Raw genomic sequence first — 11,962 nt, 5'->3', positions numbered from 1 at the left:
TTGCGAAAAAAACTGGCGAAAGGTTGTTCAAAAATCCACCAGTCCCGGTATGATCGCGCGCCCTGATGCACACGCTGGTAACAAACGATGATGAAGCCGAACCTGATCGCTGCCGCAGAGATCGACCGCCTCGAGACCTGGGCCAAGTACTCTGCCCCGATGTGCGGCTCGTGCATGTCCAGCTGCTGCACCTTGCCCGTCGAGGTCAAGATCAAGGACCTGATCCGCATCGGCGTGGTCGATGAGTTCGAGCTGGGCGATCCACCGAAGAACATCGCCAAACGCCTGCAAAAGGAAGGCCTGGTCGAGCGTTTCAACCAGAAGTCAGGAATCTTTACCCTCCAGCGCATGAGCAACAACGATTGCCTGTACCTGGATCGTAAGAGCCGTCTGTGCACTATTTATGAAAAGCGCCCGGATACTTGCCGCAACCACCCGAAAATCGGCCCGCGGCCTGGGTATTGCGCGTACAAGCCGAAGGAAGTGGAGCGCGAGCGGAATTCGCGGTCGATTGAGCGGTTCTGATATTTTCTGATTTCTGCGCCGACTGGTCGGCCGCCTTCGCGAGCAGGCTCGCGAAGGGGCCCGAACAAACACTGCACAAACCCCAGACAAACAAAAACGCCCCCGGCCTTTCGACCGGGGGCGTTTTTTTAAGCCTGGCTAAATGTTATGCCTTGGCTTTCTTGGCAGCGCGGGTACGCTCGCCTTCGTCCAGGATCTTCTTGCGAAGACGGATGGACTTAGGTGTCACTTCGCACAATTCATCGTCCTGGATGAATTCCAGAGCCTGTTCCAGGGTGAAGCGAACAGGTGGAACCAGAGCGATGGTTTCGTCTTTACCCGAAGCACGCATGTTGTCGAGCTTCTTGCCCTTGGTAGGGTTGACGCCCAGGTCGTTGTCGCGGCTGTTCAGGCCGACGATCTGACCGTTGTAGATCTCCTGACCGTGCTCGACGAACAGCTTGCCGCGCGCCTGCAGGGTTTCCAGGGAGTAGGTCAGTGCCTTGCCGGTTTCTACCGATACCAGAACACCGTTCTGACGGCCGGACATGTGGCCGGACTTCATGGTGTCGTAGCGATCGAAGATCGAGGTCAGGATGCCTGCACCGTTGGTCAGGGTCAGGAACTGGTTACGGAAACCGATCAGACCACGAGCCGGGATGTTGTACTCAAGACGTACACGGCCTTTGCCATCCGGGGACATGTTGGTCAGGTCGCCTTTACGCAGACCCATTTCTTCCATGACCTTGCCCTGGGATTCTTCAGGGATGTCGATGGTCACGTTTTCGAACGGCTCCTGCTTGGTGCCGTTCACTTCGCGGATGATCACTTCAGGACGGCCTACAGCCATCTCGAAGCCTTCGCGACGCATGGTTTCGATCAGAACCGACAGGTGCAGCTCACCACGGCCGGAAACCTTGAACTTGTCAGCCGAGTCGCCTTCTTCAACTTTCAGGGCAACGTTGTACAGCAGTTCCTTGTCCAGACGCTCCTTGATGTTACGGGAGGTCACGAACTTGCCTTCTTTACCGCAGAACGGCGAGTCGTTTACCTGGAAGGTCATGGAAACGGTCGGCTCGTCAACGGTCAGCGGCTTCATCGCTTCAACGTTGTTCATGTCGCACAGGGTGTCGGAGATGAACAGCTCTTCGAAACCGCTGATGCACACGATGTCGCCGGCTGCAGCTTCTTCGACGTCCACACGGTGCAGACCGTGGTGACCCATCAGCTTCAGGATACGGCCATTGCGCTTCTTGCCTTCGGTGTCGATAGCGACAACCGGAGTGTTTGGCTTGACGCGGCCGCGAGCAATACGACCAACGCCGATTACACCCAGGAAGCTGTTGTAGTCCAGAGCGGAGATTTGCATCTGGAACGGACCGTCACGGTCAACAGCCGGCGCCGGTACGTTGTCGACGATCGACTGGTACAACGGGGTCATGTCTTCGGCCATGTCGGTGTGGTCCAGACCGGCGATGCCGTTCAGGGCCGAGGCGTAGACGACTTTGAAGTCCAGCTGTTCGTCGGTGGCACCCAGGTTGTCGAACAGGTCGAAGATCTGGTCCAGAACCCAGTCAGGACGAGCGCCCGGACGGTCAACCTTGTTGATCACGACGATTGGCTTCAGACCGGCTTCGAACGCCTTCTTGGTCACGAAACGGGTTTGCGGCATAGGGCCGTCTTGAGCGTCAACCAGCAGCAGAACGGAGTCGACCATCGACATTACGCGCTCTACTTCGCCGCCGAAGTCGGCGTGGCCCGGGGTGTCCACGATATTGATGTGGTAGCCGTTCCAGTTGATGGCGGTGTTTTTCGCCAGAATGGTAATGCCGCGCTCTTTTTCCTGGTCGTTGGAGTCCATCACGCGCTCGTCGTTGAGCTCGTTGCGCTCCAGGGTGCCGGACTGACGCAGGAGTTTGTCTACCAGGGTGGTTTTACCGTGGTCAACGTGGGCAATGATGGCGATGTTGCGTAGATTTTCGATCACTTGTGTATCTCGATCAGAGGATTCGGTGTGCTGACAAGTCTTGGCAGCGATTAACAGTAGCGTCCGTGAAAGCCGTTACAGCTTGACGGTGGCATCGGGGGGCCGGTGACGCAGGCCACAGGCAAACAGCCCCGGGCACTTAGCTCGGTCGATAAACGCGCACATTGGCATGCCCCTCACTGAGCAAATGGTGGGCATGCAGGCGACTCATCACGCCTTTGTCGCAATACAGCAGGTACTGGCGAGTAGGGTCCAGTTCCTTGAAACGAGCGTTCAGTGCATAAAACGGCATCGTTTGTACCTCGATGCCAGCAAGGTCCAGCGGGTCGTCTTCGGCGGCATCCGGGTGACGGATGTCGATGACGATCTGACCGGCCAGCGCTTCGCTGACTTCTTCAATCTGCAGGTCCTGGCCCAATTCGTCGATCACGCGGTCGATCGGCACCAGCTTGGCGTTTTCGAGCGCACGCTCGAGCACCGCCATATCGAATTCTTTCTCTTCGTGCTCGACACGGTAGCGTTTGGCGGCCGTCTTCGGATTGACCGAGATAACGCCGCAGTACTCCGGCATGTGTCGGGCGAAATCGGCAGTGCCGATCTCGTTGGCCGTGTCGATGATGTCCTGCTTGTGGCTGGCGATCAGCGGGCGCAAGACCAGTTTGTCGGTCACGCAATCGATCACGGACAGGTTCGGCAACGTCTGGCTCGACACCTGGGAGATCGCCTCACCGGTGACAAGGGCCTCGATGTGCAGTCGATCGGCAATTCGGGACGAAGCGCGCAACATCATACGCTTCAATACTACGCCCATATGACTGTTATCGACTTTGCCGAGGATTTCGCCCAGCACTTCCTCGAAAGGCACACTGACAAATAACACGCGCTGGGAGCTGCCGTACTTCTTCCAGATGAAATGCGCGACTTCCATGACGCCCAGTTCGTGGGCACGTCCGCCCAGATTGAAGAAGCAGAAATGCGCCATCAGGCCGCGGCGCATGATCTGGTAGGCCGCAACGGTGGAGTCGAAGCCGCCGGACATCAGTACCAGCGTCTGTTCCAGGGCGCCCAGCGGATATCCGCCGATGCCGTTGTGCTGGCTGTGGATCACGAACAACCGTTGGTCGCGAACTTCGATCCGGACTTCGATTTCCGGCTTTTTCAGGTCGATCCCGGCGGCACCACACTGACGGCGCAACTGGCTACCGACATATTTTTCGATATCGATCGAGCTGAATGGGTGCTTGCCGGCGCGCTTGCAACGTACCGAGAAGATTTTCCCGGCCAGCGCATCACCGTAATGCTGCTTGCACTTTTCGACGATGTCGTCGAAATCGCCCAGCGGGTACTCGTCGATCTGCAGGAAGTGCGCGATGCCCGGCATGCAGCTCAGGCGCTCGCTCATCTCTTTCAGGACCCTGGGGTCGCTGACGCGGGTTTCCAGCTCGAGGTTGTCCCACACGCCGTTCACCACCACGGCCGGGTCCAGATCGCGGAGCACGGCGCGGATGTTCTTGGCCAATTGGCGGATGAAACGCATCCGTACCGGGCGGCTCTTGATGGTGATCTCGGGAAAGACTTTTACGATTAGTTTCATGAAAACAGCGCGCGCTGGGCCAGCCGAAAAAGGGGGGCGCGGATTATAGCGGAAATTGCTCAAGGTTTAACCAGTTAATGTGCAGAAGGTTTTGCGCGCACCAAAACAGGTCATTTATTCAAATGAACGCCACATTGTAGGGCGGGATTTTCCGCTTTAAGGTGCTTTAGCGCCTTATAAGCGTGAATTTGGAGCAAAAAACCCATGCTGGGGCACTGGCATGCAATTTGCTCCCTTGTGAGGCAGGTTGCCTTGGCAGAGTATTCGCGCCGGCATCACAAACATTTAAGGGCATCCACTACCAGCCCTAATCCACCCGGAGGACACTATGTCGAAGTCGGTTCAACTCATCAAAGATCATGACGTCAAGTGGATTGATCTGCGCTTCACGGACACCAAAGGCACTCAGCACCACGTGACCATGCCGGCTCGCGATGCGCTGGATGAAGACTTCTTCGAAGTCGGCAAAATGTTCGACGGTTCCTCCATCGCTGGCTGGAAAGGCATCGAAGCCTCCGACATGATCCTGATGCCGGACGACTCCACTGCCGTACTGGACCCGTTCACCGAAGAGCCGACCCTGATCCTGGTGTGCGACATCATCGAACCTTCGAGCATGCAAGGCTACGACCGCGACCCACGCGCGATCGCCAAGCGTGCCGAAGAGCACCTGAAAGCCACCGGTATCGGTGACACCGTATTCGCAGGTCCGGAACCAGAGTTCTTCATCTTCGACCAGGTGAAGTTCAAGTCCGACATTTCCGGCTCCATGTTCAAGATCTACTCCGAACAAGGTTCGTGGATGTCCGACCAGGACGTGGAAGGCGGCAACAAAGGCCACCGTCCAGGCGTCAAAGGCGGCTACTTCCCGGTTCCACCGTTCGACCACGACCACGAAATCCGTACCTCCATGTGCAACGCACTGGAAGAAATGGGCCTGACCGTCGAAGTTCACCACCACGAAGTGGCAACTGCCGGCCAGAACGAAATCGGCGTCAAGTTCAACACCCTGGTGAAGAAAGCCGACGAAACCCAGACCCTGAAGTACGTCGTGCACAACGTTGCCGACGCCTACGGCCGTACCGCTACCTTCATGCCTAAGCCTCTGTACGGCGACAACGGCTCGGGTATGCACGTACACATGTCCATCTGGAAAGATGGCAAGAACACCTTCGCAGGCGAAGGCTATGCCGGCCTGTCCGATACCGCCCTGTACTTCATCGGCGGCATCATCAAGCACGGCAAGGCCCTGAACGGCTTCACCAACCCGGCGACCAACTCCTACAAGCGCCTGGTTCCAGGCTTCGAAGCTCCAGTGATGCTGGCCTACTCGGCCCGTAACCGTTCCGCTTCGATCCGTATTCCTTACGTGTCGAGCCCGAAAGCCCGCCGTATCGAAGCGCGCTTCCCGGATCCGGCTGCCAACCCGTACCTGTGCTTCGCTGCACTGCTGATGGCTGGCCTGGACGGCATCCAGAACAAGATCCACCCTGGCGACGCCGCTGACAAAAACCTGTACGACCTGCCGCCTGAAGAGGCCAAAGAGATCCCACAAGTTTGCGGCAGCCTGAAAGAAGCCCTGGAAGAGCTGGACAAAGGTCGTGCGTTCCTGACCAAAGGCGGCGTTTTCAGCGACGACTTCATCGACGCTTACATCGCCCTGAAAAGCGAAGAAGAAATCAAGGTACGTACCTTCGTACACCCACTGGAATACGAGCTGTACTACAGCTGCTGATCCGGTAGCGCCTGCGCAAGCGGCGTGACAAAAAAGGCCTCCTTCGGGAGGCCTTTTTTATTGCCCACATTTCCATGGTTGACGATGGACCCTGTGGGATTTATGGCGCTTGGAATATCTCGGAAAAGAAAACCAAATGTTAGCCACTTGGGCCAACCACCACCCCTGACCTATGCTGCAACCCTTCGTTTTCGTTTCCGGTCGATTTTATGGGTCGTGGTTTTCTCTTCATCCTGCTACTGATCGCCCTGCCCACCGCAGCGCAGATCTACAAGTACACGGACGCCGACGGCAACACGGCTTACAGCAATCAACCGCCTGATGGCGTGAAAGCCCAACCGGTCGAGCTGCCGCCGCTCAACAGCGTCGAACCTCAATCGCCGGGCAACCCTGCTCAAGCTGCCGCAGACAACCGCGAACAGTCCAGCAGCGCCTACGAGCTACTCGAACTCACCGGCCTGCCCACCACCGAAGCCCTGCGCGCCAACAACGGCACGTTCACCGTTAACGTACAGATCAAACCACGCCTGCAAGCCCCCCATCTGCTAAGGCTGCTGCTGGACGGCCAGCCCTACGGCCAGCCAGGCAATGTGCCGATCCTGCAACTGGTGAACATCGACCGCGGCGAACACCGCCTCGCCGTGCAAGTGATCGATGGCGAAAAAATAGTGCAGCAAAGCCCCACCACGACCTTCACCGTGCAACGAGTACACGCGCCTTGAAGACCTGGCTGCTGATTGCCTGCTTCATCACGCTGCCCGCATCGGCGGAGGTCTTTACTTACGTTGACTCCCAAGGCAATCGGGTTTTCACCGACCACCCCAAACCCGGTAACGCCAGGCGTGTGCCGCTGACAAAAAGCAATCGAATAGCGGCCGCCCCCACCCGTGCAGCGCCGTTGATTGCCCAGAGCAGCCCCCAAACACAAGTGGCGTTCCACTATGACGTACTGCGCATCCTGGTCCCGGAACCCGACGCGACCATCCGCAGCAACGCCGGCGAAGTCATCGTCAGCGCCACCCACGAGCCCGGTCTGCAACCCGGTCACCGCTACCGGTTGCTGCTCGACGGCGAGCCCACTGCCGAACCCGGCCTGAGCCCGGTGTTCCCGTTGAGCAACATCGATCGCGGCAGCCATACCCTGTCTGTGGAAATCCTCGATGAGCAGGGACGCATCGTCGAACGCACCGCCAGCCAACCCTTCCATATGCAGCGCACATCGCTCGCCCAGAAGCGCAAGATCAAACCCTGCACCCTCGACGACTACGGTCAGCGGCCGGAATGCCCCCTCAGCGACAAACCCGCCGAAGAAAAAAATCCTTTCTTGCGACTTTTTTAACCTCGTTCAGGTTTGCGCACTATATTGGTGCAATTGCTTGCACCGTACTCACATTCCAACCCATTTTGGTTCGAAACTACCCGCGAAAGCTGGCAAAGCGCCACGCAAACGAGCGTCAAACAGCCGTTTCAGGCGCTGAACGCTTCTTTTCGGAGCCTTGGTTTGGTTTTTGCATTTTGCCCATATCAGCGCTGTTTTCTTGCGCATGCTCTGCCCTAAAAGAGGTCCCGATGACCATTAGCGACGCACTCCACCGTTTGCTACTCGATAACCTCACCACCGCCACCATCCTGCTCGACGCCGAACTGCGCCTCGAGTACATGAACCCGGCGGCGGAGATGCTGCTGGCCATCAGCGGTCAGCGCAGCCATGGGCAGTTCATCAGTGAATTGTTTACCGAATCGGCCGAAGCGCTGAATTCGTTGCGCCAAGCCGTCGAACAAGCGCACCCGTTCACCAAGCGCGAAGCCATGCTCACCGCCCTCACCGGCCAGACCCTGACCGTTGACTACGCAGTAACGCCAATCCTGAGCAATGGCGACACGATGCTGCTGCTCGAAGTCCACCCTCGTGACCGCTTGCTGCGGATCACCAAGGAAGAAGCGCAGCTGTCCAAGCAGGAAACCAGCAAGATGCTGGTGCGTGGCCTGGCTCATGAAATCAAGAACCCCCTGGGCGGTATTCGCGGCGCTGCGCAATTGCTGGCCCGGGAACTGCCGGAAGAAAGCCTGCGCGACTACACCAACGTCATCATCGAAGAAGCCGACCGCCTGCGTAATCTGGTGGACCGCATGCTCGGCTCCAACAAGTTGCCGTCACTGGCCCTGTGCAATGTCCACGAAGTACTGGAACGTGTCTGCCATCTGGTGGAGGCCGAAAGCCAGGGCTGCATCACCTTGGTGCGCGACTACGACCCAAGCATCCCCGACGTGTTGATCGACCGCGAACAGATGATCCAGGCCGTGCTGAACATCGTGCGCAATGCGATGCAGGCCATCAGCAGCCAGAACGAACTGCGCCTGGGCCGCATCAGCCTGCGCACCCGAACCATGCGCCAGTTCACCATCGGCCACGTGCGCCATCGCCTGGTGACCAAGATCGAGATCATCGACAACGGTCCGGGCATCCCTGCGGAACTTCAGGAAACCATTTTCTTCCCCATGGTCAGCGGCCGTCCGGACGGTACCGGGCTTGGCCTGGCCATTACCCAGAACATCATCAGCCAGCACCAGGGCCTGATCGAGTGTGACAGCCACCCCGGCCACACCACTTTCTCGATCTTTCTGCCACTGGAACAAGGAGCCACATCGACATGAGCCGTAGTGAAACCGTGTGGATCGTCGATGACGACCGTTCTATCCGTTGGGTCCTGGAAAAAGCCTTGCAACAGGAAGGCATGACCACGCAAAGCTTCGACAGCGCCGATGGCGTGATGAGCCGCCTGGCGCGCCAGCAACCGGACGTGATCATTTCCGACATCCGCATGCCCGGCGCCAGTGGCCTGGACCTTCTGGCGCGGATTCGCGAACAACACCCACGGCTGCCAGTGATCATCATGACCGCGCACTCCGATCTGGACAGCGCTGTCGCGTCCTATCAGGGCGGCGCCTTCGAGTACCTGCCCAAGCCGTTCGACGTCGATGAAGCGGTTTCCCTGGTCAAGCGCGCCAACCAGCACGCCCAGGAACAACAAGGCCTGGAAGTCACCCCGACCCTGACCCGCACCCCGGAAATCATCGGTGAAGCACCCGCGATGCAGGAGGTGTTTCGCGCCATCGGCCGCCTGAGCCACTCCAACATCACCGTGCTGATCAACGGCGAATCCGGTACCGGCAAAGAACTGGTGGCCCACGCCCTGCACCGTCACAGCCCGCGGGCAGCGTCGCCGTTCATTGCGCTGAACATGGCGGCGATCCCCAAAGACCTGATGGAATCCGAACTGTTCGGCCATGAAAAAGGTGCGTTCACCGGCGCGGCCAACCTGCGTCGCGGGCGCTTCGAACAGGCAGACGGCGGCACACTGTTCCTCGATGAAATCGGCGACATGCCGGCCGACACCCAGACCCGCTTGCTTCGCGTACTGGCTGATGGCGAGTTTTACCGCGTCGGCGGTCATGTGCCGGTGAAGGTCGATGTGCGCATCATCGCCGCGACTCACCAGAATCTGGAAACCCTGGTGCATGCCGGAAAATTCCGCGAGGACTTGTTCCATCGCCTCAACGTGATCCGCATCCATATCCCGCGCCTGTCGGATCGTCGCGAAGACATTCCGACCCTGGCCAGGCACTTCCTCAGCCGCGCAGCCCAGGAGCTGGCCGTCGAGCCGAAGTTGCTGAAAAGCGAAACCGAGGAATACCTGAAGAACCTGCCGTGGCCCGGCAACGTGCGGCAACTGGAGAACACCTGCCGCTGGATCACGGTGATGGCTTCGGGTCGCGAAGTGCACATCGGCGACCTGCCGCCGGAGTTGCTGAGCCTGCCGCAGGATTCGGCCCCCGTGACCAACTGGGAACAGGCCCTGCGCCAGTGGGCGGACCAGGCGCTGGGCCGCGGTCAGTCGAGCCTGCTCGACAGTGCCGTACCGGCCTTCGAGCGGATCATGATCGAGACCGCGCTCAAACACACCGCCGGTCGCCGCCGCGATGCCGCCGTTTTGCTGGGCTGGGGCCGCAACACCCTGACCCGCAAGATCAAGGAACTGGGGATGAAGGTGGATGGTGGGGATGATGATGAGGGGGATGAGGGGTAATTAACCCGACTCTTCACTGACAGTCACATCCCATTCGCGAGCAGGCTCGCTCCCACAGTGGATTTACAGTGTATTCACTATCGAGTGAACACTACCGAACCCTGTGGGAGCGAGCCTGCTCGCGAAGCTTTTAGAGCCATCAGTGCACCGCCTGAATGCACCGTGAACCGCAATCGCGCACAGCAACCGATCCGAAGCCTTGCCCGCATTCACAATCGAACCCCTATCGAAAAAACACGAAAGCCCCGGATTACGGGGCTTTCGGCGTTTTGAAGCGTTATTTTGTTGCGCATTGTTAAAACCTGGCACGCCCCCTGCAATAACCCTTTCAGGTGAATCAGTTCACCTGACCGGTTTCGGGGACCTTGGTACAGGCAGGCCGGGGATTCCCCTCTTTACACCGGGCTCAGACCGCATCCGCGACGAGCCCAACCGTTTTGGGGCCCTTGATACAGGCAGGTCAGGGGTTCCCTCTTTACACCAGGCTCAGACCGCACTCGCGACGAGCCTCCCGTTTCGGGAACCTTGGTACAGGCAGGCCGGGGATTCCCTCTTTTATTGCTCCCGGAGATGGATCTCCAGCCGCCAGCGGTCGTCGACCTCGCTACCCGCCCACTCGCCCTGCAGGGGCCGGGCCGCGACCAGTGTCAGCAACAACCCCTCGTCGCTCAAACGTACCCGCCAGTTCACGTCCTTGCCGCCGAGCTTGAGCTGGCCTTTCTGCGCCTTGCCCTCAGCGCCAAACAGCAGCGCGACACTGCCATCAACCATTTCGCCGTGGGTCTTGGGTTCATTGTTGAACCACACCACCAGCCCGTCGTTCATCACCTCGACCTGCTGCAACTGACTGGGGTCTGGCGTGGTCAGGCGACCGATCATCATCCCGACCATCACCCCGACAATCGCCAGCGAGCCCATCACCCGCAGGAATAGTTTCGAACGCACGCCTTCCGGCGGCGTAGAATGCGCGTCATCTTTACCTTCGGAGCCGTGCATGTTTCACGTCATCCTTTTCCAGCCAGAAATTCCACCGAACACCGGCAACGTTATCAGGCTATGCGCCAACAGTGGCTGCCACCTGCATTTGATCGAGCCGCTGGGCTTCGAGATGGACGACAAGCGCCTGCGCCGTGCCGGCCTCGATTACCACGAGTATGCCACCCTGCAACGCCATGCGGACCTGGTCAGTTGTTTGGAAAGTCTGGGCAACCCGCGGGTGTTTGCCTTCACCACCAAAGGCTCGCGTCCGTTCCACGACGCCAGTTTCGTCCCCGGCGATGCATTCCTGTTCGGCCCGGAAAGCCGTGGCCTGCCTGCCGAGGTGCTCGATGCCCTGCCCTCCGAGCAGCGCCTGCGTCTGCCGATGCGAGAGGGCTGCCGCAGCCTGAACCTGTCCAATACCGTGGCTGTGGCCGTTTACGAAGCCTGGCGCCAGAACGGCTTCAACTAACTCAAAAATCTTTTTCGCCCGACAGAAACAATCGCGGGCAAGCCCGCTCCCACAGGATTGTGCACATCCTGTGGGAGCGGGCTTGCCCGCGACTTTCAGCAGCGCAGCTTACTGAACGGTCGGCGTCTCGCCAGCCGCCTGCATGCGTTGCAGCTCTTGTGCGTACAGCGCATCGAAGTTCACCGGAGCCAGCATCAGTGCCGGGAACGAACCACGAGTCACCAGGCTGTCCAGGGTTTCGCGAGCGTACGGGAACAGGATGTTCGGGCAGAACGCACCCAGGGTGTGGCTCATCGACGCGGCGTCCAGGTTCTTGATCAGGAAGATCCCGGCCTGCTGCACTTCGGCAATGAATGCCACTTCGTCACCGTTTTTCACGGTAACCGACAAGGTCAGCACGACTTCGTGGAAGTCGGCTTCCAGTGTCTTCTGACGGGTGTTCAGATCCAGAGCGACGCTCGGCTCCCACTGCTGGCGGAAGATCGCCGGGCTTTTCGGAGCTTCGAAGGACAGGTCACGCACATAAATGCGCTGCAAGGAGAATTGCGGTGCAGTTTCTTCTTCGTTCGCAGCAGTGTTCTGTTGGTCAGTCATCGCAGATCCT

11 protein-coding genes are annotated in these 11,962 nt (G+C 58.9%); 7 read left to right on the top strand and 4 right to left on the bottom strand.

The features are described 5' to 3' along the window. Nucleotides 1–87: 87 nt before the first annotated feature. Complete coding sequence (locus CAF65_RS20385; RefSeq protein ID WP_085717897.1) at nucleotides 88–525, top strand: YkgJ family cysteine cluster protein; 438 nt, start codon at nucleotides 88–90, stop codon at nucleotides 523–525. 145 nt (nucleotides 526–670) lie between these two features. Here the strand turns inward: CAF65_RS20385 and typA are convergent, their stop codons facing one another. Next, nucleotides 671–2,491 (bottom strand): translational GTPase TypA, encoded by a 1,821-nt coding sequence (gene typA / locus CAF65_RS20380; RefSeq protein WP_085717896.1) that lies wholly within the window; start codon nucleotides 2,489–2,491, stop codon nucleotides 671–673. A 139-nt stretch (nucleotides 2,492–2,630) separates the two neighbouring features. Continuing rightward, the gene (gene thiI / locus CAF65_RS20375) at nucleotides 2,631–4,085 is read right to left on the bottom strand and encodes a tRNA uracil 4-sulfurtransferase ThiI (RefSeq protein ID WP_085717895.1); all 1,455 of its coding nucleotides are present in this window, start codon (nucleotides 4,083–4,085) and stop codon (nucleotides 2,631–2,633) included. Between the two features lie 328 nt (nucleotides 4,086–4,413). Between thiI and glnA the strand changes: the two genes are divergently transcribed. The 5 genes from glnA to ntrC all read left to right on the top strand — a co-directional run bounded on the left by glnA (nucleotide 4,414) and on the right by ntrC (nucleotide 9,908). Beyond that, nucleotides 4,414–5,820 carry a glutamate--ammonia ligase gene (glnA, locus tag CAF65_RS20365; RefSeq protein ID WP_085717894.1) on the top strand — a complete coding sequence of 469 codons (1,407 nt, stop codon included), beginning with the start codon at nucleotides 4,414–4,416 and terminating at the stop codon, nucleotides 5,818–5,820. 209 nt (nucleotides 5,821–6,029) lie between these two features. Next, nucleotides 6,030–6,542, top strand: a complete 513-nt coding sequence (locus tag CAF65_RS20360) for a DUF4124 domain-containing protein (protein WP_085717893.1) — start codon at nucleotides 6,030–6,032, stop codon at nucleotides 6,540–6,542. Further along, nucleotides 6,539–7,159 carry a DUF4124 domain-containing protein gene (locus CAF65_RS20355; protein ID WP_085717892.1) on the top strand — a complete coding sequence of 207 codons (621 nt, stop codon included), beginning with the start codon at nucleotides 6,539–6,541 and terminating at the stop codon, nucleotides 7,157–7,159. Before CAF65_RS20360 ends, CAF65_RS20355 begins: the two co-directional genes overlap by 4 nt. A 230-nt stretch (nucleotides 7,160–7,389) precedes the next feature. Then, complete coding sequence (glnL, locus tag CAF65_RS20350; RefSeq protein ID WP_057397188.1) at nucleotides 7,390–8,475, top strand: nitrogen regulation protein NR(II); 1,086 nt, start codon at nucleotides 7,390–7,392, stop codon at nucleotides 8,473–8,475. After that, nucleotides 8,472–9,908, top strand: coding sequence for a nitrogen regulation protein NR(I) (gene ntrC / locus CAF65_RS20345; protein ID WP_085717891.1), 1,437 nt, complete (start codon nucleotides 8,472–8,474; stop codon nucleotides 9,906–9,908). Before glnL ends, ntrC begins: the two co-directional genes overlap by 4 nt. 555 nt (nucleotides 9,909–10,463) lie before the next feature. Here the strand turns inward: ntrC and CAF65_RS20340 are convergent. Next, the gene (locus CAF65_RS20340) at nucleotides 10,464–10,904 is read right to left on the bottom strand and encodes a hypothetical protein (protein ID WP_085717890.1); all 441 of its coding nucleotides are present in this window, start codon (nucleotides 10,902–10,904) and stop codon (nucleotides 10,464–10,466) included. Here CAF65_RS20340 and CAF65_RS20335 point away from each other — a divergent pair. Further along, nucleotides 10,903–11,358 (top strand): tRNA (cytidine(34)-2'-O)-methyltransferase, encoded by a 456-nt coding sequence (locus CAF65_RS20335; RefSeq protein WP_085717889.1) that lies wholly within the window; start codon nucleotides 10,903–10,905, stop codon nucleotides 11,356–11,358. The genes CAF65_RS20340 and CAF65_RS20335 overlap by 2 nt on opposite strands. Before the next feature lie 108 nt (nucleotides 11,359–11,466). On the opposite strand, the gene secB is transcribed toward CAF65_RS20335, so the two are convergent. Continuing rightward, the gene (gene secB / locus CAF65_RS20330) at nucleotides 11,467–11,952 is read right to left on the bottom strand and encodes a protein-export chaperone SecB (RefSeq protein WP_085717888.1); all 486 of its coding nucleotides are present in this window, start codon (nucleotides 11,950–11,952) and stop codon (nucleotides 11,467–11,469) included. Nucleotides 11,953–11,962: the final 10 nt, after the last annotated feature.

It is taken from the genome of Pseudomonas sp. B28(2017) (genome assembly GCF_002113025.1).
Taxonomy (GTDB): Bacteria; Pseudomonadota; Gammaproteobacteria; order Pseudomonadales; family Pseudomonadaceae; genus Aquipseudomonas.
Note: the sequence above shows the minus strand (reverse complement) of the source record. Positions and strands in the feature narration are given on the sequence as shown.

Excerpts from the sequence above, each read along its gene's own strand:
- CAF65_RS20385 (WP_085717897.1), top strand. The coding sequence starts at position 88 with ATGATGAAGCCGAACCTGATCGCTGCCGCAGAGATCGACCGCCTCGAG.
- thiI (WP_085717895.1), bottom strand. The coding sequence starts at position 4,085 with ATGAAACTAATCGTAAAAGTCTTTCCCGAGATCACCATCAAGAGCCGC.
- glnA (WP_085717894.1), top strand. The coding sequence starts at position 4,414 with ATGTCGAAGTCGGTTCAACTCATCAAAGATCATGACGTCAAGTGGATT.
- CAF65_RS20360 (WP_085717893.1), top strand. The coding sequence starts at position 6,030 with ATGGGTCGTGGTTTTCTCTTCATCCTGCTACTGATCGCCCTGCCCACC.
- glnL (WP_057397188.1), top strand. The coding sequence starts at position 7,390 with ATGACCATTAGCGACGCACTCCACCGTTTGCTACTCGATAACCTCACC.
- ntrC (WP_085717891.1), top strand. The coding sequence starts at position 8,472 with ATGAGCCGTAGTGAAACCGTGTGGATCGTCGATGACGACCGTTCTATC.
- CAF65_RS20335 (WP_085717889.1), top strand. The coding sequence starts at position 10,903 with ATGTTTCACGTCATCCTTTTCCAGCCAGAAATTCCACCGAACACCGGC.
- CAF65_RS20340 (WP_085717890.1), bottom strand. The coding sequence starts at position 10,904 with ATGCACGGCTCCGAAGGTAAAGATGACGCGCATTCTACGCCGCCGGAA.
- secB (WP_085717888.1), bottom strand. The coding sequence starts at position 11,952 with ATGACTGACCAACAGAACACTGCTGCGAACGAAGAAGAAACTGCACCG.